Annotated in this window: 24 protein-coding genes and 1 tRNA gene; 13 read left to right on the top strand and 12 right to left on the bottom strand. The window is 67.5% G+C overall.

The window, feature by feature from the left end:
• Positions 1-5 precede the first annotated feature (5 nt).
• The 8 genes from CLG96_RS07180 to tgt all read left to right on the top strand — a co-directional run bounded on the left by CLG96_RS07180 (position 6) and on the right by tgt (position 6,541).
• Positions 6-1,028 carry a glycosyltransferase family 4 protein gene (locus CLG96_RS07180; RefSeq protein ID WP_107967165.1) on the top strand — a complete coding sequence of 341 codons (1,023 nt, stop codon included), beginning with the start codon at positions 6-8 and terminating at the stop codon, positions 1,026-1,028.
• A 122-nt stretch (positions 1,029-1,150) separates the two neighbouring features.
• Positions 1,151-1,816 carry a DUF1013 domain-containing protein gene (locus tag CLG96_RS07175; RefSeq protein ID WP_165799585.1) on the top strand — a complete coding sequence of 222 codons (666 nt, stop codon included), beginning with the start codon at positions 1,151-1,153 and terminating at the stop codon, positions 1,814-1,816.
• Positions 1,817-1,891: 75 nt separating this feature from the next.
• Entirely contained in the window at positions 1,892-2,140 is a 249-nt protein-coding gene (locus CLG96_RS07170; RefSeq protein WP_107967164.1) for an exodeoxyribonuclease VII small subunit, read from the top strand.
• 7 nt (positions 2,141-2,147) lie between these two features.
• Positions 2,148-3,047 carry a polyprenyl synthetase family protein gene (locus CLG96_RS07165; RefSeq protein ID WP_107967163.1) on the top strand — a complete coding sequence of 300 codons (900 nt, stop codon included), beginning with the start codon at positions 2,148-2,150 and terminating at the stop codon, positions 3,045-3,047.
• Positions 3,047-3,547, top strand: a complete 501-nt coding sequence (gene coaD / locus CLG96_RS07160; protein WP_107967162.1) for a pantetheine-phosphate adenylyltransferase — start codon at positions 3,047-3,049, stop codon at positions 3,545-3,547. Before CLG96_RS07165 ends, coaD begins: the two co-directional genes overlap by 1 nt.
• Positions 3,548-3,615: 68 nt before the next feature.
• The gene (locus tag CLG96_RS07155) at positions 3,616-4,239 is read left to right on the top strand and encodes a peptidylprolyl isomerase (RefSeq protein WP_107967161.1); all 624 of its coding nucleotides are present in this window, start codon (positions 3,616-3,618) and stop codon (positions 4,237-4,239) included.
• Positions 4,240-4,381: 142 nt separating this feature from the next.
• On the top strand, positions 4,382-5,407 hold the full coding sequence (gene queA, locus CLG96_RS07150; protein ID WP_107967160.1) for a tRNA preQ1(34) S-adenosylmethionine ribosyltransferase-isomerase QueA: 1,026 nt from the start codon (positions 4,382-4,384) through the stop codon (positions 5,405-5,407).
• 9 nt (positions 5,408-5,416) lie between these two features.
• On the top strand, positions 5,417-6,541 hold the full coding sequence (tgt, locus tag CLG96_RS07145; protein ID WP_107967159.1) for a tRNA guanosine(34) transglycosylase Tgt: 1,125 nt from the start codon (positions 5,417-5,419) through the stop codon (positions 6,539-6,541).
• Positions 6,542-6,655: 114 nt separating this feature from the next.
• Here the strand turns inward: tgt and CLG96_RS19315 are convergent, their stop codons facing one another.
• The 3 genes from CLG96_RS19315 to CLG96_RS07135 form a co-directional block, all read right to left on the bottom strand.
• Positions 6,656-6,790 carry a hypothetical protein gene (locus tag CLG96_RS19315; RefSeq protein WP_279330566.1) on the bottom strand — a complete coding sequence of 45 codons (135 nt, stop codon included), beginning with the start codon at positions 6,788-6,790 and terminating at the stop codon, positions 6,656-6,658.
• 310 nt (positions 6,791-7,100) lie between these two features.
• Positions 7,101-8,465, bottom strand: coding sequence for a DEAD/DEAH box helicase (locus tag CLG96_RS07140; protein WP_107967158.1), 1,365 nt, complete (start codon positions 8,463-8,465; stop codon positions 7,101-7,103).
• Between the two features lie 102 nt (positions 8,466-8,567).
• Positions 8,568-9,005: a hypothetical protein gene (locus tag CLG96_RS07135; RefSeq protein ID WP_243395667.1), complete on the bottom strand. Its 438-nt coding sequence runs from the start codon at positions 9,003-9,005 to the stop codon at positions 8,568-8,570.
• A 107-nt stretch (positions 9,006-9,112) separates the two neighbouring features.
• Here CLG96_RS07135 and CLG96_RS07130 point away from each other — a divergent pair, with 107 nt between their 5' ends.
• Positions 9,113-10,567, top strand: a complete 1,455-nt coding sequence (locus tag CLG96_RS07130) for an FAD-binding oxidoreductase (RefSeq protein WP_107967290.1) — start codon at positions 9,113-9,115, stop codon at positions 10,565-10,567.
• Positions 10,568-10,659: 92 nt separating this feature from the next.
• Positions 10,660-11,442: a SapC family protein gene (locus CLG96_RS07125; protein WP_107967157.1), complete on the top strand. Its 783-nt coding sequence runs from the start codon at positions 10,660-10,662 to the stop codon at positions 11,440-11,442.
• A 225-nt stretch (positions 11,443-11,667) separates the two neighbouring features.
• Here CLG96_RS07125 and CLG96_RS07120 read toward each other — a convergent pair whose 3' ends face one another.
• Positions 11,668-12,534, bottom strand: a complete 867-nt coding sequence (locus CLG96_RS07120; protein ID WP_107967156.1) for an N-formylglutamate amidohydrolase — start codon at positions 12,532-12,534, stop codon at positions 11,668-11,670.
• Positions 12,535-12,877: 343 nt separating this feature from the next.
• On the opposite strand from CLG96_RS07120, the gene cpdR reads away from it, so the two are divergent.
• From cpdR to CLG96_RS07105, 3 genes are all read left to right on the top strand, one after another.
• Positions 12,878-13,252, top strand: coding sequence for a cell cycle two-component system response regulator CpdR (gene cpdR / locus CLG96_RS07115; RefSeq protein ID WP_107967289.1), 375 nt, complete (start codon positions 12,878-12,880; stop codon positions 13,250-13,252).
• A 58-nt stretch (positions 13,253-13,310) separates the two neighbouring features.
• Positions 13,311-13,385: transfer RNA gene (locus CLG96_RS07110), tRNA-Val, on the top strand.
• A gap of 294 nt (positions 13,386-13,679) precedes the next feature.
• On the top strand, positions 13,680-13,886 hold the full coding sequence (locus CLG96_RS07105) for a hypothetical protein (protein ID WP_133175372.1): 207 nt from the start codon (positions 13,680-13,682) through the stop codon (positions 13,884-13,886).
• A gap of 28 nt (positions 13,887-13,914) precedes the next feature.
• Here the strand turns inward: CLG96_RS07105 and CLG96_RS07100 are convergent, their stop codons facing one another.
• The 8 genes from CLG96_RS07100 to CLG96_RS07070 form a co-directional block, all read right to left on the bottom strand.
• The gene (locus CLG96_RS07100; RefSeq protein ID WP_165799574.1) at positions 13,915-14,451 is read right to left on the bottom strand and encodes a JAB domain-containing protein; all 537 of its coding nucleotides are present in this window, start codon (positions 14,449-14,451) and stop codon (positions 13,915-13,917) included.
• 41 nt (positions 14,452-14,492) lie between these two features.
• On the bottom strand, positions 14,493-14,930 hold the full coding sequence (locus CLG96_RS18690; RefSeq protein ID WP_165799573.1) for a hypothetical protein: 438 nt from the start codon (positions 14,928-14,930) through the stop codon (positions 14,493-14,495).
• Positions 14,931-14,990: 60 nt separating this feature from the next.
• Positions 14,991-15,338 (bottom strand): hypothetical protein, encoded by a 348-nt coding sequence (locus CLG96_RS07095; RefSeq protein ID WP_243395666.1) that lies wholly within the window; start codon positions 15,336-15,338, stop codon positions 14,991-14,993.
• Between the two features lie 71 nt (positions 15,339-15,409).
• Positions 15,410-15,946 carry a helix-turn-helix domain-containing protein gene (locus CLG96_RS07090; RefSeq protein WP_107967152.1) on the bottom strand — a complete coding sequence of 179 codons (537 nt, stop codon included), beginning with the start codon at positions 15,944-15,946 and terminating at the stop codon, positions 15,410-15,412.
• Between the two features lie 585 nt (positions 15,947-16,531).
• Positions 16,532-17,059 carry a transglutaminase-like cysteine peptidase gene (locus CLG96_RS07085; RefSeq protein ID WP_165799571.1) on the bottom strand — a complete coding sequence of 176 codons (528 nt, stop codon included), beginning with the start codon at positions 17,057-17,059 and terminating at the stop codon, positions 16,532-16,534.
• A 382-nt stretch (positions 17,060-17,441) separates the two neighbouring features.
• The gene (gene nikE / locus CLG96_RS07080; protein ID WP_107967150.1) at positions 17,442-18,995 is read right to left on the bottom strand and encodes a nickel ABC transporter ATP-binding protein NikE; all 1,554 of its coding nucleotides are present in this window, start codon (positions 18,993-18,995) and stop codon (positions 17,442-17,444) included.
• Complete coding sequence (locus tag CLG96_RS07075; protein WP_107967149.1) at positions 18,992-19,771, bottom strand: ABC transporter permease; 780 nt, start codon at positions 19,769-19,771, stop codon at positions 18,992-18,994. Before CLG96_RS07075 ends, nikE begins: the two co-directional genes overlap by 4 nt.
• Positions 19,768-20,688 (bottom strand): ABC transporter permease, encoded by a 921-nt coding sequence (locus tag CLG96_RS07070; protein WP_107967148.1) that lies wholly within the window; start codon positions 20,686-20,688, stop codon positions 19,768-19,770. The genes CLG96_RS07075 and CLG96_RS07070 overlap by 4 nt, the downstream gene beginning before the upstream one ends.
• Positions 20,689-20,722 lie beyond the last annotated feature (34 nt).

The following is a 20,722-nucleotide window of genomic DNA, read 5'->3' as shown; positions in this document are numbered from 1 at the left end:
CAGCCATGCGGGTCGCGATCGTCACCGACGCCTGGGAGCCGCAGGTGAACGGCGTCGTCCGTACGCTGCAGGTGACGCGGCGCGAGCTGGAGGCGCGGGGCCATGACGTCGCGATCCTCGGGCCGGATCGGTTCCGCTCGCTGCCTTGCCCCACCTATCCCGAAATCCGCCTCGCGCTGGGCGGCCCGGCGGCGATCGGCCGGATCATAGCCGGGTTCGGCGCGGAGGCGGTGCATATCGCCACCGAAGGCCCGCTCGGTCTTGCCGCGCGGCGCTGGTGCCTGCGGCAAGGCCGGTCCTTCACCACCGCCTATCACACCCATTTCCCGGACTATGTCGCGGCGCGCACCAGGCTGCCGGCGGCCTGGGTCTGGCACTATATCCGCTGGTTCCATGGGCCCGCGGCGGCCGTGCTGGTTTCGACGCCGACGCTGCGGCGGATGCTCGCGGCGCATGGCCTCGCCCATACGCGCCTCTGGGGCCGGGGCGCGGATCTTGGCCTGTTCCGCCCGCATCGGTCCGCCGTCGATCCCTTCGCCGATCTTCCCCGGCCGATCCAGCTCTATGTCGGCCGCGTCGCGATCGAGAAGAATCTGCCGGCCTTTCTGGAAACGCGGCATCCCGGCACGCGCGTCGTGGTGGGCGATGGGCCGGCCCGCGCGATGCTGGCCGCGCGCTATCCCGATGCGCGCTTCCTCGGCGCGCTTTCCGGCGAGGCGCTCGCTGCCGCCTATGCCGGCGCGGATGTGTTCGTGTTTCCGAGCAGGACGGACACGTTCGGGCTGGTGATGATCGAGGCGCTGGCCTGCGGCACGCCGGTCGCAGCCTATCCGGTGCCGGGTCCGGCCGATATCATTACCCCCGGAACGGGCGCGCTGGACGAGAATCTCGAAACCGCGATCGCCCGTGCGCTGGCGTGCGACCGCGCGCTGTGCGCCGCGCGGGGCGCAGGCTTCGGCTGGGCGGAAAGCGCCCGCCAGTTCCTCGATGCGCTGGTGCCGGACGGGGAGGTGCGCAGGGCCGCATGATGGCGCGATAAAGCCATGCTTGCCCTTGGCCCTGCGCTTGATTACATGCCGGCCCACGTATCGGCCGCTCCGTGAAGGGGCGGCCCTTGTTTTTTCCGGAGGAATCCGTGGCCCAGCCGCTCATGCCCCATGCGACCGCCTCCTGGCTGGTCGATAATACCGCCCTCAGCTTCGAGCAGATCGCCGCCTTCTGCGGTCTCCACATCCTCGAGGTGCAGGCGATCGCCGACGATACCGCCGCCACCAAGCTCACCGGGCGCGATCCCGTCCGCGCGGGCGAGCTCACCCTCGCCGAGATCGAGAAGGGGCAGAAGGACCCCAAATATCGCCTCGCCATCCAGAAGGGGCCCGAGCAGGCCCGCCGCACCAAGGGGCCGCGCTACACGCCGGTTTCCAAGCGGCAGGACAAGCCCGACGGCATCGCCTGGATCATCCGCAACCATCCGGAAGTGTCGGACGGGCAGATCAGCAAGCTGATCGGCACGACGCGCACCACCATCGCCGCGATCCGCGACCGGACCCACTGGAACATCGCGAATATCACGCCGAAGGATCCGGTGACGCTCGGCCTCTGCTCGCAGCGCGAGCTTGACGCGCTGGTCGCCAAGGCGGCCAAGGCGGCGGGCCTCGAAGCGCCCGTCGACAGCCGCCTCGAGGGCGATCGCGAGGCGCTGATCGAGCAGCTCCGCCATGAGCGCGAGGCCGCCTCCCATGCGGGCGAGGCGCCGCAGTCCGAGGCGGAGGCGCTGTTCCGCCAGCCGGGCTTCGTCGATCCCTTCAAGCATTGAGAGCTCGTTTGAGGCTGGGGCGGGGGCTGCCGCTGCGCTTGACCCCAGCACCCGCCATCGCCACAAGCCGGAGCCATGGTGCAGGACGCGCAGAACATAGATGAGCTCTCCTTCGAGGATGCGCTGAAGCGTCTCGAGGCGATCGTGCAGCGGCTGGAAAGCGGCGAGGCGTCGCTGGACGAATCGATCACCCTCTATTCGGAAGGCGATCGGCTGCGCGCGCAATGCGAGGCGCGGCTGCAGGCGGCGCAGGCGCGGATCGAGCGCATTACTTCGGGAGGCGAGGGGCGCCCCACGGGCACCCAGCCGTTTGACGCGGACTGATCCCGCCATGGCCGTCATGCCGCTGGTCCTCAAGACCGCGCTGGAGCGCGTCGCGGCGGATGTCGACGCCGCCTTCGATCACATCCTCGCCGTGCCCGACGATGCCCGGGCCCGGCTGTACGAGGCGATGCGCCATGCCGCGATCGGCGGAGGCAAGCGGATGCGTCCGCTGCTCGTCATCGCCGCCTGCGATCTCTTCCATGTCGATCGCGCCCGCGCGCTGCGCGTCGCGCTCGCGATCGAATGCATCCATGTCTACAGCCTCGTCCATGACGATCTGCCCTGCATGGACGATGATGATCTGCGCCGCGGGCGCCCGACCGTCCACAAGGCGTTCGACGATGCGACGGCGGTGCTGACGGGCGATGCGCTCCATGCGCTCGCCTTCGAGATTCTCGCCGATCCCGAAACCCATGCCGATCCCTTCGTCCGCGCCAACCTGGTGGCGGAGCTTGCGCGGTCGAGCGGCCCTTCGGGCATGGCCGGCGGGCAGATGATGGATCTGGTCGCGGAGGACGAGACGTTCGACCTGCCGACCGTCACCCGGCTCCAGCAGCTCAAGACGGGCGCGCTGATCGGCTTCTGCCTGGAGGCGGGCGCGATCATGGCGCATGTCCAGCCGGAGGGGCGGGCGCGGCTGCGCGGCTATGCGCGCGATATCGGCCTCGCCTTTCAGATCGCGGACGATCTGCTCGACGTGGAAGGCGATGTTGCGGCCACGGGCAAGGCGGTGGGCAAGGACGCCGCCGCCGGCAAGGCGACCTTCGTCTCGCTGCTCGGCGTCGATCGCGCGCGGCGCCAGGCGTCGATGCTGGTGGATCAGGCGATCGGCCATCTCAGCGTCTTCGGTGCGGAGGCGGATCTGCTGCGCGCGATCGCCCGCTATGTCGTGGAAAGGGATCGCTGATGCGCATCGGCGTCTATCCGGGCACTTTCGATCCGGTCACGCTCGGCCATGTCGATATCATCCGGCGCGGCGCGAAGCTGGTCGATCGGCTGGTGGTGGGCGTCACCACCAACGCCTCCAAATCGCCGATGTTCTCGGTGGACGAGCGGGTGGCGATGGTCCGCCGCGAGGTGGAGGCGATCGGCGGCGACATAGAGGTCGTCACCTTCGATTCGCTGCTGATCGATTTCGCCGAGCGGATGGAGGCCTCGCTGATCGTGCGGGGGCTGCGTGCGGTCGCCGATTTCGAATATGAATATCAGATGGCGGGCATGAACCAGCAGCTCGACAATCGTATCGAGACGGTCTTCCTGATGGCCGATGTCGCCTTGCAGCCGATCGCATCCCGCCTCGTCAAGGAAATCGCGCTTTATGGCGGCGATATTCGCAAGTTCGTGCCCGCTGCCGTCGCGGCGGAGGTGCGCGCGCGGGTCGGGGAACTCGGCCGCAGGGGAAATTGAAACGTTCAGCCCTGCGCAAGCGGGGCCGGGTCAAGGGCGGACGATATGGTCCGGGAGAAGAATATCCTATGCATGTGAAGAGCCTGTTCGCCTCCCTCATCGGGTTGCTCGCGGCCAATGTCGCCATCGCCCAGGCGCCCGCCCCGGCGCCGGCGCCCGATCCCGCGAACATATTGAACCTCGATCTTTCGACCGGCGGCCGCGTCTCGATCGAGCTCCGGCCGGACAAGGCGCCTGCCTCGGTCGAGCGGATCAAGACGCTGGTCAATCGCGGCTTCTATGACGGCACCATCTTCCATCGCGTGATCGACGGCTTCATGGCGCAGGGCGGCGATCCGCAGGGCACGGGCCTCGGCGGGTCGGACCTGCCGGACCTGAAGGCCGAATTCAACGATCTCCCCCATGTGCGCGGCACCTTGTCGATGGCGCGCGCGCAGGAGCAGGACAGCGCCAACAGCCAGTTCTTCATCATGCTGTCGCCCAATCTCGGCCTCGACGGCAATTATACCGCCGTCGGCCGGGTGATTTCGGGCATGGCCTATGTCGATCTGATCGAGAAGGGCGAGCCGCCGGCAAACCCGTCGAAGATCGTCCATGCCTCGATGGGCGCGCCCGGCCCGGTCGCGGCGGCGCCGGCGGCGGGGGCCACCGCCGCCGAGGCGGCGAAGCCGGCGGAGGCGAAGCAGCAGTAGGCTTCCTCGTCCGTCGCCCCTGCGCAGGCAGGGGCCCATGTCTCTCGTCACAAACGGCATCGTCGATGGAGAGAGAAATAGGCCCCTGCCTGCGCAGGGGCGACGGTTCAATTCCGCCGGAAGTGGCTCTAAGGGATCCCGCGTGCGCGTAGACCTGTTCGATTTCGATCTTCCGCCCGAGCGGATCGCGCTGCGCCCGGCCGAGCCGCGCGATGCCGCGCGCCTGCTGCTGCTCGAAGGCGATCAGATCGAGGACGCCCGGGTCCGCGACCTGCCCGATCTGCTGCGCGCGGGCGACATTCTGGTCTTCAACGACACGCGCGTCATCCCCGCCCAGCTCGAAGGGCGGCGCGGCGAGGCGCGGATCGGGGCGACGCTCCACAAGCGCGAAGGGCCGCGCCGCTGGATCGCCTTCGTCCGCAACGCCAAGCGGGTGCGCGACGGCGATCGGATCGAATTCGGCGCGGGCGTCTCCGCCATCGCCAGCGCGCGGCTCGCCGACGGCTCGATCATCCTCGATTTCGAGGGCGAGGAGCCGGTCGAGCTGCTGCTCGAGCGCGCCGGCCGCATGCCGCTGCCGCCCTATATCGCGGGCAAGCGCGCGGCCGATGCCCGCGATGCCGAGGATTATCAGACGATGTTCGCGCGCGAGGAAGGGGCGGTCGCAGCCCCCACCGCCGCGCTCCATTTCACGCCCGGGCTGATGGCGGCGCTGGAGGCGCGCGGCATCGGCCATGCGACGCTCACCCTCCATGTCGGCGCGGGTACCTTCCTTCCGGTCAAGGCGGAGGATACCGAGGATCATCGCATGCACGCCGAATGGGGGCGCATCGATCCTGCCACCGCCAATCGCCTCAATGCCGCCCGCGCGGCCGGCGGCCGGCTGATCGCGGTCGGCACCACCAGCCTGCGCCTGCTCGAAAGCGCTACCGGCGAGGATGGCATCATCCGGCCGTTCGAGGGCGATACGGCGATCTTCATCACGCCGGGCTATCGCTTCCGCGCGATCGACGGGCTGATGACCAATTTCCATTTGCCGCGATCGACCCTGTTCATGCTCGTTTCCGCATTGATGGGGCGCGAGCGGATGCAGGCGGCCTATGCCCATGCGATTCAGGCAGGCTATCGTTTCTATTCCTATGGTGACGCGAGCCTGCTGCTGCCCTAAGCGCGCGGCATGACCGATCGTCCTCGTTTTTCCTACGCCATTTCCGCCACCGACGGCCGCGCCCGCACCGGCGTGGTTTCCATGAAGCGCGGCGACATCCGCACGCCCGCCTTCATGCCCGTGGGCACCGCCGCCACCGTCAAGGCGATGAAGCCCGCCGAGGTCCGCGCGACGGGCGCGGACATCATCCTCGGCAATACTTACCATCTCATGCTCCGCCCCGGCGCGGAGCGGGTGGCGCGGCTCGGGGGCTTGCATGACTTCATGCAGTGGAAGCGACCGATCCTGACGGACAGCGGCGGCTATCAGGTGATGTCGCTGTCCGCGCTCACCAAGACGAGCGAGGAAGGCGTGGCCTTCAAAAGCCATCTCGACGGCTCGCGCCACATGCTCAGCCCCGAACGCTCGATGGAGATACAGCGGCTGCTGGGATCGGACATCGTCATGGCGTTCGACGAATGCACCGCTTATCCCTGCACGCGCGACAAGGCGGCCAAGTCGATGGAAAGATCGATGCGCTGGGCGAAGCGCTCGCGCGACGGCTTCGATGCGGGCGGGGATCATGCCGCCTGTTCGGCGCTGTTCGGCATCCAGCAGGGATCGATGGAAGAGGATCTGCGCCGCCAGTCGTCCGATGCGCTGCGTGCGATCGGCTTCGATGGCTATGCGGTCGGCGGGCTCGCGGTGGGCGAGGGGCAGGAGGAGATGTTCCGCGTGCTCGATTTCGCCGTGGACATGCTGCCGGCGGACCGGCCCCGCTATCTGATGGGCGTCGGCAAGCCCGACGATATCGTCGGCGCGGTGGAGCGCGGCATCGACATGTTCGATTGCGTGCTGCCGACGCGCTCGGGCCGCAACGGCCAGGCCTTCACCCGCGAAGGCCCGCTCAACATCCGCAACGCCCGATTCGCGGAGGATCAGCGGCCATTGGAGCCAGATTCGCCGACCGCGAACTGGAGCCGCGCCTATCTCCACCATCTCGTCCGATCAGGCGAGATGCTCGGCGCCATGCTGATGACCGAGCATAATCTCTGGTTCTACCAGCGGCTGATGGAGGATCTGCGCGCGGCCATAGCGGAGGGGCGCCTTGCCGCCTTCGCCGATGATTTCCGCGCGCGCTATCGCCGCGCCTAATGGGAGTTGCGGCCTTCGTCACCGCGAAAGTCGCTAATAACAAAGCCTTGGCTGATATTCCGGAGGGGACGGCGCCGGCCTGAGCCGGCGCCCTGACCCGATCCGGAGGCGGCGTCAGATCAGTTGCCCGACCCCGATCGCCATACCGGCAAGCGCCACCCAGCATGCCAGGCCAAGCGGCACGGCAAGCATGAGTCCACGAATCGCCATAATTTCTTTAGTCACCACGGGGGCGCGATATGCCAGCATCTCTCTCTCCAGCCAGTCTTTGCGACGGTCCTGTTACAATCGAATGTCCTTAAAAGAGGTTTTCCGCAAGGGGGAAAGTAAAAAAAAGCTGGTTCAGGCGCTGGCGAGCAGGCGCCGGGCATCGTCATGGCCGACCAGCAGGTCGAACATCCGCCACCTCGGCGGCGGCACCATGCAGCGCCATCGCGGCGCTGCCGATCAGCCGGCATTCGCCTTTCAGCCCGGCCAGCGCCGGGGGGCATCATCGACAGCGTATCGACAAGCGCGGGAGGCAGGACGGCCATCCGCCCGTCAGCCGCCGCGCAGGTGGTCAGCTATTGCCGCGCGTTCCGAAGCCATAGTCCAGAAAGGACGGGATCGGGCCGTTCCAGCCGTTCATATCCACTGGCTCGGCCGGGATTTCGCGGCGCGGCTCAGGGCGAGGCGTCGCGCCCTTCGCCTTTTCGCCGCGTCCGGCCGGCGGCCTGTCCCCGCGCCGGGGCGCGCGCTCGCGGCGGGGGCGCTCCTCGGCCGGCTTCGGTTGAGCAGGTTCGGGCTCGACGGGCTCGGCCTTGGCCGGTTCGGGCTTGGCCAGGCGCGCGATCGTCTGGCCGGTCAGCTTCTCGATCGCCTCGATCGCCTCGGCATCGTCGGGCGTCACCAGCGTGAAGGCCTTGCCCGTGGCGCCGCCCCGGCCGGTGCGGCCGATGCGGTGGACATAATCGTCCGGATGCCAGGGCACGTCATGGTTGAAGACGTGGCTCACGCCCTTGATGTCGAGCCCGCGCGCCGCGACGTCCGAGGCGACGAGGATGTTGATTTCCCCGTTCTTGAAGCGGTCGAGCTCCTTCAGCCGCTCGGGCTGTTCCATGTCGCCATGGATCTGGCCCGCCTGGAAGCCGTGGCGACGCAGCGAGTCGGTCAGCTCGCGTACGGTCGTCTTGCGGTTGGAGAAGATGATCGCGGTGCGCATATCGTCCGCGCGCAGCAGCCGGCGCAGCGTCTCGCGCTTGCCGCGCGCGCTCGTCTCGACCAGCCTCTGCTCGATCGAGGCGTTGGCGGTCGCGGGGCGCGCCACCTCGATCTGCTTGGGGTTGGACAGGAAGCGATCCGAGAGCTTCTTGATCGGCGGCGGCATCGTCGCGGAGAAGAGCAAGGTCTGGCGGTTCGGCGGAAGCTTGGTGCAGATTTCCTCGATATCGGGGATGAAACCCATGTCGAGCATGCGGTCCGCCTCGTCGATCACCAGGATCGAGCAGCCGGACAGCAATATCTTGCCGCGCGCGAACAGGTCCATCAGCCGGCCCGGCGTCGCGATCAGCACGTCGACGCCCTTTTCGAGCGCGGCCACCTGATCGCTCATATTCACGCCGCCGATCAGCAGCGCCATCGAAAGCTTGTGATATTTGCCGTATTTCTCGAAATTCTCGGCCACCTGGGCGGCCAGCTCGCGCGTCGGCTCGAGGATCAGCGAGCGCGGCATGCGCGCGCGGCTGCGGCCGTGGGCGAGGATGTCGATCATCGGCAGCACGAAGCTCGCCGTCTTGCCGGTGCCGGTCTGGGCGATGCCGATCAGGTCCCGGTTCATCAGCACGGGCGGGATCGCCTGCGCCTGAATGGGAGTCGGCTCGGTATAGCCGGATTCGGCTACGGCACGCAGCAGTTCGTCAGAAAGGCCGAGATCGGCAAAGGTCATGGGCGATCCGGATAAGGAGCGGCGCCCATCCCGGGCCCGCTTTCGCCCTGCGCGCTTGGGCGCAAGGCCATGCATTTGTCAAGTCGGGCGGGCGAGAAATGCTTATTTGGCCGGCATGAGCATGCGGAAACGCTCGATTTCGCATTCGCCGCCCGATCGCGCGCGCACCGCATCGCGGTCGGCGCAGAGCTGCCCGTCCGCGGTCGGCAGCACATAGAAGCCGCTATAATAATCGAGTGCGGGGCAGGAGCGGGCGAATTGCGCCCGGAGGCGCGTGCCGCCGCGCAGGATCAGGTCCACCGATCTGGGCGCGATCACCGCCGCGCCGGCAATGTCGCCCATCGCCACGCAGCGCGGGCCCTTCTTGTCCTTCCATTGCATCCGGGGCGGGATAATCGTCATCGGTGCGGCGGGCACGCGCACGACGACGCGCTGGCGGATCGTGAGCTGCGCATAATCGACGCGCTCGGCCATTCCGGCGGTTCCCGTCACGGCGACGAGCAGGGATGCGATCAGGCTGTGCACGGCAGGGACGGTCACGACTCGCTTTTCATGGACATCTTCCGCGATCATGGCGCGAGGTTGAACGGCGGATGAACTGGCCTGTGAACTGGCTTGGCGGCATCGGGCCCGCTATATCGCGAGCCATGACGTTGCTAGCCCCGGACGATGCGCTTCTGGCCCGCCTTGCCGAAAGGCTGGGCCCGCGCGGCTTCACCACCGATCCCGCCGATATGGAGCCCTGGCTCACCGATTGGCGCGGCCGGGTGCATGGCAAGGCGGCGGCGCTGCTCTCGCCCGCCAGCACCGCCCAGGTGGTCGATATCGTCCGCATGGCGGCCGACGCGCGCGTCGCGATCGTGCCCCAGGGCGGCAACAGCTCGATGGTCGCGGGCGCGACCCCGTCCGCGTCCGGCACGGCTTTGCTCCTCTCGCTCCGCCGGATGCGCGCGATCCGCAGCATTTCGGAGCAGGACGGCGTCGCGGTCGCCGAAGCGGGCGTGGTGCTGAGCGACCTGCACGATGCCGCCGCCGCGATCGGCCGCCGCTTCCCGCTTTCGCTCGGCGCCAAGGGCACCGCCACGATCGGCGGGCTCGTTTCCACAAATGCCGGGGGCGTGCAGGTGCTGCGTTTCGGCACGATGCGCTCGCTGCTGCTAGGGATCGAGGCGGTGCTGCCCGATGGCGCGCTGTTCGACGGCATATCCGCGCTGCGCAAGGATAATCGCGGCTATGATCTGCGCCAGCTCTTCGCCGGCGCGGAAGGCACGCTCGGCATCGTCACCGCGGCAAGCCTCCGCCTCTATCCGGCCGCCGCGCAGCGGGCGGTGGCCTGGATCGGGCTCGCCACGCCGCATGACGCGCTCGCTTTGCTGCGCCGGCTCGAGCGGGCGACGGGCGATGCGATCGAAAGCTTCGAGATCGTGCCCGACGACGGGCTGGCGCTGGTGCTACGCCATATTCCGGGCGTGCGCGCGCCGCTTGGGCAGCCCCATGCCTGGCATGTGCTGGTCGAGGCGACGGCGCCCGAGGGCGGCCTCGATCCGCGCGATGCGCTGGAGCGGGTGCTGGGCGATGCGATCGAATCGGGCCTGATCGAGGATGCCACCATCGCCGCCGGGGAAGGGCAGGCCGAGGCGCTGTGGAAGCTGCGCGAAAGCATGTCCGAGGCCGAGCGGATCGACGGCATCGCCGCCAAGCATGACGTGTCCGTGCCCGTCTCGCTGATGCCCGATTTCCTCCGCTCGGCGCGCGACGAGGTGGAGGAGGCATTTCCCGGCGCGCGCGTGCTCGCTTTCGGCCATCTCGGCGACGGCAATGTCCATTTCAACGTGCGCCCGCCGCTTGCCGCCGAAAATGCCGCCTGGCTGGCGGAACATGGCGCGGCCGTCAGCATGCTGGTGCATGATCTGGCGACGGCGTCCGGCGGCTCCATCTCGGCCGAACATGGCATCGGCCAGACCAAGCTTGCCGAATTCGCCCGCACCGCCGATCCCGCCCGGCTGGCGGCGCTCCGGGCGATCAAGGCCGCGCTCGATCCGTTGGGGATCATGAATCCGGGCAAGCTGGTCCCGCTTGCGCCGGACGCGCAAGGCCAATAGACCGCCTGCTCCGATCGGCCCGCGCGCCCGTGGCCAGCGGACCATATCCGAAATCCTGGCCGAAATTTCGGCAATGCTTGGGAGATTTTACCATGGCTAGCGCTGCACCGGCCAACGCCCTGCCTCTGCTCTATAACGATCTCGCCCCGCTCTCGACGCAGCAGCATCTCGACTGGCGCTCGCGTCCGATCGAATCGCTCGCCTTCCTCAAGGGCGCGCATGCGATTCCGCTGACGGTGGACGAGTTCGTCGATGCCCAGCGCCATTATCCGATCGTCTTCTCGGCTGGGCCGAACCCGGTTCCGCTCGCGCTGATGGGCCTCAACGAGGGCGTCAACGTGTTCGTCGACGAGGATGGCAAGCTCAACAGCGACGTCTATCTGCCGGCCTATATCCGTCGCTATCCCTATATGCTCGCGCGCACCCGGCCGGACAGCGACGAGCTTTCGCTCTGCTTCGATCCGAGCGCGGGCGCGCTGGGCGCGTTCGATCAGGGCGATGCGCTGTTCGCCGAGGGCCAGCCTTCGGATCACACCAAGGCGGTGCTCGGCTTCTGCGAGCAGTTCGAGCAGGCCGGCCAGCGCACCGCCGCCTTCATGAAGGATCTGCTGGACAATAAGCTGCTGATCGACGGCGAGGTCGCGATCCAGCCGGAAGGTGCGGCGCAGCCCTATGTCTATCGCGGCTTCCAGATGGTCGACGAGCAGAAGCTGCGCGATCTGCGCGGCGACGTCGCCCGCAAGCTGCTCCAGTCCGGGCTGCTTCCGCTGGTCTTCGCGCATCTCTTCTCGCTGGCGCTGATCCGCAACATCTTCGGCCGGCAGATGCAGGCTGGCCTCGTTCCGCCGCAGGTGCAGCCGCCGCTTCAGGCCTGATTCCCTTATGGGCGGGCGCCGGCGATGGGGCGCCCGCCATGCAGGCCGGACGGTGCACAAAGTTGGGGTCCGGCCTTGAATCGAGGGGTAAGCTACCTTATTTCTAGCTCGGTGCCGGGGCCGTGTCCCCCCTTTCTCGGCCTGGCATCAGCGCGCCCTCGGGCGCGTTTCCTCCCTGAACCTTGGCCACCTCGTGCGACGCGCACGAGGTGGTTTTTTATGTAGCTATTCGGCTGCCAGCGCAGGGCGGGCCGATGCCTCGTCGATCAGGGCGCGGGCGATCTCCGTCACCATCTCCGCCATGCGATTGATGCCGGCCTGGCTCGGCGTGCGCAGATCCTCCATCAGATAGAGCGATCGATCGACCTCGATCTGAATCGCATGGATGTTGCGCTTGGGCGCGCCATGCCGGTCGAGCGTATGGCCGCCCGCATAGGGGCTGTTGCGCGCCAGCGGCAGCCCGTTCGCGCGCACGACCGCCTCGGCGCGCTCCATGAAGGAGGAATGCGCGCTCCGCCCATGAAGGTCGCCCAGCACGATCCGCGCCGCGCCTGTGCCGCCCGCCGGCACGAGCGACGGCATGGAATGGCAGTCGATCAGCAGCGCGACGCCATGGCGCGCATGGGCTTCTGCCAGTGCGCTCGCAATGGCCTGATGATAGGGCGCATGATCCTGCTCGATCCGCTGGCGGACCTCGGCCTCGGCGAGCCTGCGGTTCATGATCTCGCCCGCGCCGGCGATGCGCCGGGGCAGCAGGCCCAGCCCGCCGCGCATCCTGGCTGTCGCGATGGCCGGAAGCGAATGGCCGGCCGCGACCATTCCCGGATCGATCTCGCGCGGATCGCGGTTGAGGTCGATCCAGGCGCGCGCGCGCCGGGCGACCAGGGCGATGGCGCCGAGCCCGACCGCGCCCGCGATCAGCCGGTCGGCGAAGCGGTCCTCCAGCGCCTCCAGCCGGGACCGGGGCAGGCGGCTGGCGGCAAGCAGCTCGGCGGGATAGTCCCGCCCTGCATGGGGCACGGCGATGACGAGCGGTGTCGCGGCATGGTCGGGGCCCAGCTGCGCATGGGACGGGATCGGATCATCCTGCATGGATCCCTGCTAGCGCGGCTTTCATCCGAGTTGAACAGTTGCGTCATCCTTTCGCAAGCCCGTCATCCCTGCGAAGGCAGGGATCCATGTCTCTGCCTAACCCCTGCGTCATGCCGAACTTGTTTCGGCATCCACGCCTCATCCGCACCGCCGTGCGGGCTTCTCGGTGGACCCTGAAACAAGTTCAGGGTGACGACGGGCTTATGCGATGTCCCGCCCACAGGGGCGCCGATCGAACGCCCCGCAATGGTGGCAACCGGCCCCGCCCATGCTGGAAAATATTAAGAGCTTGACGCATAAGGGAAGGGGGATGGGCAGCCTCGGCTGCAATTTGGGGAACATGATGATTCGGATCCTGCTGGCCGAGGATGATGACTCGATGCGCGAATATCTGGCGCGCGCCTTGGCGCGTGTCGGCTATGCCGTGACGGCGGTCGATCGGGGCACGGCGGCGCTGCCGCTGCTCGAACAGGATCGATATGATCTGCTGCTCACCGATATCGTGATGCCGGAAATGGACGGTATCGAGCTTGCCCAGCGCGCGTCGGCGCTCGATCCCATGATGCGGGTGATGTTCATCACCGGCTTTGCCGCGGTCACGCTGAAGAACGGCGCCATGCCGCCCCAGGCCAAGGTGCTGTCCAAGCCCTTCCACCTGCGCGACCTGGTTTGTGAGGTCAATCGCCTGTTCGATGTGGAAGCCGCGACCGAACTCTGAAGAAAAAGGAAAAAGGCGGCTTGCGCGGGTCGGGATGCTCCGCTAGGGACGCCGCCATGGGCGTGTAGCTCAGTGGTAGAGCACTGTGTTGACATCGCAGGGGTCGCAAGTTCAATCCTTGCCACGCCCACCAGAATTAAGCCCCGGAGACCCAAAAGGTTTCCGGGGCTTTTTCATGCCCCGAAATCCAAAAAAATGGGTTCGGGCAAGCTGATTTTCAGACCATTGACCGGATCATGCGGGGGAAATTGGGAGGCGGTCATTGCGGTTCGTCCGCCATTTCTGCACAATCCGATGTACGCGCGCGTCTTGCGTGGCAGCGATAGTTTGATCGCCGTCGGTTCTTGTTCGAGCCGGGTTGTTGCTCCTTACTCTCTGAATGATATGGTTCGCGTCAAATTTCATGGCGGGAGAGGACATCGATAGAATGACGGCCATGCAATCGGAGCGACTTTCAGCCGTGCTGACCGACATGAACCGCTGTCTGGCAGAACTTGATGCGCTGGGCTTGAACATGGCTGGAGCGCATCTGTCGCTTGCGATCTCAGCCGTGGACGGCACCCGGCTGGATTTAGGTCCGCATCCATTCACAAAGACTTTTGCGCACGGCAGCAAACAGCCGAGAGGGCGATGACGCGCGAAGGATCCTTCATCCCTGAAGTCTATAGCAGCCCCAGGGCCCTGAAGCTGGCATGGCCGGACCTGGCGATGATCAGGTGATCGTGGATGACGATGTCAAGCGCCTTGGCCACCGCGGCGACCCGCGCGGTCGCCTGAATATCGTCCTTGCTCGGCTGCGGATCGCCCGAGGGATGGTTGTGGACCAATATGAGGGCGGTCGCGCCGAGCTCGAGCGAGCGCTTGATGATCTCGCGCGGGTAGATGGGCGCCTGCCCGACGGTGCCGTGGCCCATCACCTCGTCGCGCAGCAGGCGATTATGCGAATTGAGGTAAAGCACCCGCAGCTGCTCGGCGGAAGCATGCGCCATGCTGCCATGAAGATAATCGATCAGCGCCTTGGAGGTCGAGACTATCGGGCCGCTCAGCATCTCCGTCCGCAGCGCGTGCAGCTGCGTGGCGCGGACCAGCATGAGATAGTCGACGATCGGTGTCTCGGGGATGCGCGCGCGGAGCGCGTCGGGGCTCGCCGCGAGAAGCAAGGGAAGCGAGCCGAACTGACCGATCAATCGCCCTGCCAATCCGGGCGCCCTATCGGCATATAATGGCTCCAGCAGGCCGGCTAAAAGTGCCCGGCAGAGCGATCCGGCAGCTTGCGGCTCATCCTCGTCCCCATCGCCAGCGCGAGAAGCGCCGGATAGGCCCAGAAGCCCTGCGCCAGCGAATAGGCCCGGGGGACTATCGCCGGATCCACCATCATCGCGCTGTGCGTGACCAATCCAACGGTGTGAAAGCCCGTTGCCCATAACGGCCAAAATCTTTCGCTACGCAACGCAAGAGCGAGCAATGCAACAAGCATCCCGAGATCGACGGCGAAGATGCCCTGATCGACCGAATGCCAACGATACGCCAGTTCCGCGGCGGCGGCCCAGGTCAGGACCGATCCCATGATCATGATCGTCGCGCCGATGCGCTCGGGACGCCTGCCCCGCAGAAGCGCATAGCCCGCACAGAGCGTCAGAAAGACGAGATAGCTGATCTGCAGGATCTTGATGAGCATGGCTTGACCGGATCATAATGAACCGACCCGGTCAAGAATGGCGCGGATCAGGCTGGCTGGTCAGGCGGCCGTGCGCTCGACCAGCTCGAGATGCGAAGGACGCGCCGCCGCCTTTTCCGCCAGGCCGCCGAACGAGACGGTGCGCAGTCCGATCTGGTCCCTCGTCTCCGCCAGCTCCCGGTGGGTCGCGACGATCTGGCCACGCGCGCGGACGAGCGCGACGACCGTTTCCGTCATCTGCTCGATCGCGCCATGCCCGACCTCAGCCGCGATATTGGCGTGGAGGCGTGCGGTCGGAAGGGAACCGAACAGCTCCGCGGCGCGCACAAGGGCGAGGTCGATCGCGGCCTCGGTGGCCATGAGATGATTTACGACTTGCTGGGCGGCTTCACGGCGTTTGCTGAGCATGCGTGTCTCCATGCGCGCCGGCGATCGCCGACGCGGTGCTTATGTCTGGTCTGGGAAGAGGGGCGCTCTAGCTAGACGAGCCGCGAGAGCGCATCGAGTCCGGCAAGCAACATGCCGAAGGACAGGGCCGAGAGCATCGCGATCGCGACGATCCAGGTCAGGCGTCGCTTCCAATCTAGGTCATTCCGCTTTCTCCCACTTGTGGGAATTGGCAGCATGTACCCTCGCTTCGGCGGCGTCGGCGCTGGCGCTGCCTCATAGGCAAGCTGCTCTTCCTTCACCGCGTCGCTTTGGCCGGTAAGCTGCTGCCCCGCCCCCTGATCGACTGACGGGCCGATCATGGGCTCCTCGGCGGCAGGAGCAATATATGGTGGTTGATATACGGACGATTGATATGCCCCGGCGCCTTCATGCGCGGCGAGCAGCCGGGCCGCCTCGACGCGGCTCGCCACGCTCAGCAGCTGCATCGCGCTCCTCAGGCGCTGATCGACCGTATGCGAGGAGATTTTGAGCTCGCGTGCGATTTCCTTGGAGGACATATGCGCAAAGACCATGCGCAAGCAGGCGCGTTGCCCATCCGTAAGCTTATCCAGGCGATCGTCCCCCATAGGGTGGATTCCTAGCGCCAACCGCGCTCCAGGCAATGCGCAACCGCATATTATGGTTAATAATATGGCCAGCCCCCTATTCCTGTCGGACGATCGGCGCGCAGCCAGGGAGTTATCTCGTAACTGGTCCAGAATGAATTTGACGATTGGGTCATATTGTGATTCCGGAAGGTCGCGCTATCAGCTCTTCCGGACTGGTCTCGCCCGACTTCCGACCGGACGAGCGGGAAGGGAAAGCCATGATCCCACTCTGCCTATTTGGTCGCCATAAAAGGTCCCGGCGGACAGTGCGCGAGATCGGCACCTCGACAACGGCTCGCTGCCGCTATTGTCGCGCCCCCTTGATCAGGGACGGGTGGGGCAATTGGATCCGGGATCGGAGCCGCCGGTGGTGGAAGCGGCGGAGTTGAGGCGTCGCTGCGTGCCTGGCCTGTGAGGTTCCAGGGGCGATGCCGCTGTTCGACATGACGGGGCTGCCCGGTCCAGGGCTTGGGTGAAATCCATCCAAAGGCAGGTCTGCTCTTCCCGACTCCATGAATCGCCAAGCTTTTCCGTGCATGGAGCATGCCGGCGCGCGGTTGCGGTTCAGCCCGTAACGACCACCCAATGGGGGCCGCGCGATGCCTGTCGCATATGGAAGCGATAGCCGAGCCGCTCGAGCCGGTCGGACGACACTATCCCGGTGAAGCGGCTGTCCAGCACATAGGTGGCCAGCCGGCCATGCTCGATCACGTCGACGGTCAGCACGACATGATAGTCGCCCCGTTCGGTCCAGGCGGTTGCGAGGCGGAGCGATGAAAGCGGCCAGCCCTCGGCGTGCAGCCTTTCGCGCGCCGCAAGCGCTATATCTTCGCAATCGGCGCCATTGCCCCTGGCGACTTCCCAATGATCGGATCGATCGCTCCGCCGGGGGATGCGGCGTGTTTCGCGCTGGGCCTGCTCCAACTGTCGCCAGCGCTTCGCGTCGAGCCGGACGGCCTTGCAGGACGGATCGGAGGCGTTGCGGCGGCAATAATCCATCCAGCCCCGCGGCGGCAGGACGATCCCGCCGTCGCGCAACGGCTCGGCTGTCCTGTTCGCGGCGCAGGCGGATAGCAGCAGCGATGCCGCCATTATGAAGGAGACAGGGGCAAGGGTCAGGCCATGTCCGCCCCCACGCCGCGACAGTTTCCGGAAAGAGGGCGGACGATGTGCAATGGACCCATTGGGGAACATGGCTGACCTATATTAATTGCCATATCCATGCTCCAATGACCCCCAATGTCATTTCGGATATGGGCCCGAAGCGACCCGAAATGCCGATACGACGACTGTTCGGCACGCCGGGCTATTCTGCATTACGCGTCCGGATCGGGGCGCGACATTCGATTGCTGTGGTAGCAAGCAGGATCCGTGCGGCCTATCGGTTCGAGCCCTTAAGTGTGTCGACCGGCGGCTTTGCCCTGTAGATCGGTCCGTTTTGGCGCCCGGGGCGGGGCCGCCGGTCATCGGCGGATCAGTGGCTCGCGGCGACCAGCTTGCGGGTCGCCGCATGCGCGGGCGCCGTGATCAGCCGTTCGGCCGGCCCTTCCTCGACGATCTTGCCTTGATCGAGAACGGCGATGCGGTGGCACAGGCGGCGCGCCACCGCCAGATCATGGGTGATGAACAGCAGCGCCAGCCGGCGCGAGCGCTGGAGCGACTCGAGCAGATCCAGCACCCGGCCCGCCACCAGCACGTCGAGCGCCGATGTCGCTTCGTCCAGCAGCAGCATCTCCGGATCGGACACGAGCGCGCGGGCGATGGCGACACGCTGCGCCTGCCCGCCCGAAAGCGTCGCCGGGCGGCGATCGGCCAGCGCCGGATCGAGCCCCACTTCCTCCAGCGCCGCCGCTACGCGCGCGGCCCGGCGGGCACCGTCCAGCTCGGGGCGCAGATGACGCAGCGGCTCGGCGATGATGTCGCGCACGCGCCAGCGCGGGTCGAGGCTCGCCACCGGGTCCTGAAATACGGGCTGGATGCCCCGGCGCGCGGCGGGCGGCATGGCCTGTCGCGCGGGCAGGGGACGGCCGCGCCAGCGCACATCGCCGCGATCGATCGGGCCCAGCCGGGCGATGGCGCGTGCGAGCGTCGACTTGCCCGATCCCGATCCGCCGACCAGCGCCAGCGCTTCGCCTTCCGCCACATGGATGTCGGCCCCGGCCACCGCCTCCACCCGCCCGCGCCGCCAGCCGGGGCGGGGGAAGGAGACGTGGATGCCGCGCGCTTCGATGAGCGGCGCGCCCACCGGCGGCAGCGGCGCGCGCGGGGAATCGAGCCGCGGGCTCGCGGCGATCAGTGCCCGGCTATAGGGGCGGCTGGGGGTCGCCATCACCGTGCGGGCATCGCCGCTTTCCTCGACCCGGCCGTCGTTCAGCACCACCACCTGGTCGGCATGGTCCGCCAGCGCCGCAAGATCGTGGCTCACCAGCAGCATCGCCAGCCCCTCCTCGGCGCGCAGGCGCGAGAGCAGACCCAATATGTCGGCGCGGATCGCGGCATCGAGCGCGGTCGTCGGCTCGTCGGCGATCAGCAGCTTGGGTCGGTGCGCGATGGCGGCGGCGATCATCACCCGCTGGCGCTGCCCGCCCGACAGGCGGTGGGGAAACTGCTCCAGCCTTTCCCCGGGCCGGTCGAGGCCCACGCGCGCCAGCGCCTCCGCCAGCTCCGCGCGCGTGGGGCGGGGGGCGCCCGCCTGCTGCCACGCCTCGGAAAGCTGCCGGCCGATCGTCAGATGCGGGGTCAGCGCGGTCAGCGGCTGCTGGAAGACGAAGCCCACGTCGCGCCCGCGTATCGCGCGCAGCCGCCTTTCCTCCAGCCCCACGAGATCCTTGCCCAGCAGCCACGCCGATCCGCTCGCCACGCCGGGCGACAGGCCGAAGGGGGCAAGACAGCATTGGCTCTTGCCCGATCCGGAGGCGCCGGCCAGCGCGACGCATTCGCCCTGCTGGATCCGGAATCCGACATCGCGCGCCACCGTCACCCCCCTTATGGTGATAACGAGCTTCTCGACTTCATAGACCGCCGTCACGAGAAACGGTCCCGCAGCCGCTCTCCCGCGATCGTCAGGCAGATGAGGATCGTCACCAGCACACCCCCCGGCAGCAGCAGCGCATGCGCCGCCACGTCCATGTCATCCGCGCCTTCCTTGACGAGTATGCCGAGCGAGGTCAGCGGCTCCTGCACGCCGAGGCCGAGGAAGGAGAGGAAGCTTTCGATCATCACCACCTGCGGCACCGTCAGCAGCAGATAGGCGATCGCCACCCCCGCCACATTGGGCAGCAGATGGCGCGCGACGATCGCGAAGGGCCGCGCGCCCGCCGCCTCCGCCGCCAGCACGAACGGCCGTTCCTTCAGCGCCATCAGCTGGCCGCGCACCACCCGCGCCATGGTCAGCCACTCGACGACGCCGATGCCGATGAAGACGAGCAGGATCGAGCGGCCGAACAGCACCATCAGCAGGATCACGACGAACATGAAGGGCAGCGCATAAAGCGCGTCCACCACGCGCATCATCGCCTCGTCCACGCGCCCGCCGACCCAGCCGGCGGTGGCACCCCAGGCGACGCCGATCAGCAGCGCCACCAAGGCTGCGGCGACCGCTACCGCCAGCGTCACGCGCGTGCCCACCAATGTCCTCGCCAGCAGGTCGCGGCCGACGCTGTCCGTGCCGAGCAGGTGGCCGGGGGAGAGCGGCGCGGCGCGGATCGCGCCCCAGTCGATCGCGTCATGGCTCCAGGGCAGCAGCGCCGGGCCGATCAGCGCGGCGAGCAGGATGGCACCGATTATCGCGAGCGGCAGCTTCATCCGCGCATCCGGGGATCGAGCCAGCCATAAAGCAGGTCGGCGATCAGGTTGAACAGGATGATCAGGCCCGCATAGAGGATCACCACGCCTAGAACGAGCGGATAATCCCGGTTGAGCGCGCCCTGCACGAAATAGCGGCCGAGCCCGGGCAGCGCGAACAGCGTTTCGATTACCACCGCGCCCGTCAGCAGCCCGGCCGCGGCCGGCCCGACATAGCTCGCCACCGGCACCAGCGCGGGCCGCAGCGCATGGCGCAGCAGCACCGTTACCGGGCCGAGGCCGCGTGCCCGGGCGGTGCGGACATGATCCTGGCCGAGCGCGGTGGCGAGGCCGGCGCGGCTGAGCTTGGCGATCGCGCCCGCGACCGGCAGGGCGAGCGCCAGCACCGGCAGAGCGAGATGCGCCGGATCGCCATCGCCCCAGCCCGAAACCGGCAGCCAGCCCGCCCACAGGCCAAGGAGCAGCACCAGCACCGGCCCGGTGACGAAGGTCGGCAGCGCGGTCAGCAGCGTGGCACCGAGCATGAGGGCATGATCCGTCCGCCCACCCGCCCGGGCCGCCGCAAACAGGCCCATGGCGATGCCGAGGATCAGCGCGAGCAACAGGGCGAAGCCGCCGAGCCGGAGCGAGACGGGCAGGCCCTGCGCCACGAGATCGGTGACGGTGAAGTCGCGATAGACCAGCGACGGGCCGAAATCGCCATGCAGCAGCCGCCACAAATAGCGGCCGATCTGCTCAGGGAGCGGAAGATCGAGCCCATAAGCGTGCATCAGCGCCGCGCGCGTCGCCGGATCGAGCGCGCGCTCGCCATCGAAGGGCCCGCCCGGCGCGACCCGCATCAGCAGGAAGGAGAGGATGATGACCGCCGCCAGGGTCGGCAGCGCGGTCAGCAGCCTGCGCAGGAGGAGCGGGCCCAAGGCCTAGCTTACCGGCATCGGGCAGCCACCGGCC

The sequence above is a fragment of the Sphingomonas oleivorans genome, assembly GCF_003050615.1.
Classification (GTDB): domain Bacteria; phylum Pseudomonadota; class Alphaproteobacteria; order Sphingomonadales; family Sphingomonadaceae; genus Sphingomonas_H; species Sphingomonas_H oleivorans.
Note: the sequence above shows the minus strand (reverse complement) of the source record. Positions and strands in the feature narration are given on the sequence as shown.

What these genes read in the sequence shown, in the direction of transcription:
- tgt (WP_107967159.1), top strand. Translation starts at nt 5,417, where the DNA reads ATGACCGATCGTCCTCGTTTTTCCTACGCCATTTCCGCCACCGACGGC.
- cpdR (WP_107967289.1), top strand. Translation starts at nt 12,878, where the DNA reads ATGATTCGGATCCTGCTGGCCGAGGATGATGACTCGATGCGCGAATAT.
- CLG96_RS07130 (WP_107967290.1), top strand. Translation starts at nt 9,113, where the DNA reads ATGACGTTGCTAGCCCCGGACGATGCGCTTCTGGCCCGCCTTGCCGAA.
- CLG96_RS07095 (WP_243395666.1), bottom strand. Translation starts at nt 15,338, where the DNA reads ATGCTCAGCAAACGCCGTGAAGCCGCCCAGCAAGTCGTAAATCATCTC.
- CLG96_RS07140 (WP_107967158.1), bottom strand. Translation starts at nt 8,465, where the DNA reads ATGACCTTTGCCGATCTCGGCCTTTCTGACGAACTGCTGCGTGCCGTA.
- CLG96_RS07075 (WP_107967149.1), bottom strand. Translation starts at nt 19,771, where the DNA reads ATGAAGCTGCCGCTCGCGATAATCGGTGCCATCCTGCTCGCCGCGCTG.
- CLG96_RS07090 (WP_107967152.1), bottom strand. Translation starts at nt 15,946, where the DNA reads ATGGGGGACGATCGCCTGGATAAGCTTACGGATGGGCAACGCGCCTGC.
- CLG96_RS07085 (WP_165799571.1), bottom strand. Translation starts at nt 17,059, where the DNA reads ATGGCGGCATCGCTGCTGCTATCCGCCTGCGCCGCGAACAGGACAGCC.
- CLG96_RS07175 (WP_165799585.1), top strand. Translation starts at nt 1,151, where the DNA reads ATGCCCCATGCGACCGCCTCCTGGCTGGTCGATAATACCGCCCTCAGC.
- CLG96_RS07125 (WP_107967157.1), top strand. Translation starts at nt 10,660, where the DNA reads ATGGCTAGCGCTGCACCGGCCAACGCCCTGCCTCTGCTCTATAACGAT.
- CLG96_RS07105 (WP_133175372.1), top strand. Translation starts at nt 13,680, where the DNA reads ATGACGGCCATGCAATCGGAGCGACTTTCAGCCGTGCTGACCGACATG.
- coaD (WP_107967162.1), top strand. Translation starts at nt 3,047, where the DNA reads ATGCGCATCGGCGTCTATCCGGGCACTTTCGATCCGGTCACGCTCGGC.
- CLG96_RS07120 (WP_107967156.1), bottom strand. Translation starts at nt 12,534, where the DNA reads ATGCAGGATGATCCGATCCCGTCCCATGCGCAGCTGGGCCCCGACCAT.
- CLG96_RS19315 (WP_279330566.1), bottom strand. Translation starts at nt 6,790, where the DNA reads ATGCTGGCATATCGCGCCCCCGTGGTGACTAAAGAAATTATGGCGATT.
- CLG96_RS07155 (WP_107967161.1), top strand. Translation starts at nt 3,616, where the DNA reads ATGCATGTGAAGAGCCTGTTCGCCTCCCTCATCGGGTTGCTCGCGGCC.
- CLG96_RS18690 (WP_165799573.1), bottom strand. Translation starts at nt 14,930, where the DNA reads ATGCTCATCAAGATCCTGCAGATCAGCTATCTCGTCTTTCTGACGCTC.
- CLG96_RS07170 (WP_107967164.1), top strand. Translation starts at nt 1,892, where the DNA reads ATGGTGCAGGACGCGCAGAACATAGATGAGCTCTCCTTCGAGGATGCG.
- CLG96_RS07180 (WP_107967165.1), top strand. Translation starts at nt 6, where the DNA reads ATGCGGGTCGCGATCGTCACCGACGCCTGGGAGCCGCAGGTGAACGGC.
- CLG96_RS07165 (WP_107967163.1), top strand. Translation starts at nt 2,148, where the DNA reads ATGGCCGTCATGCCGCTGGTCCTCAAGACCGCGCTGGAGCGCGTCGCG.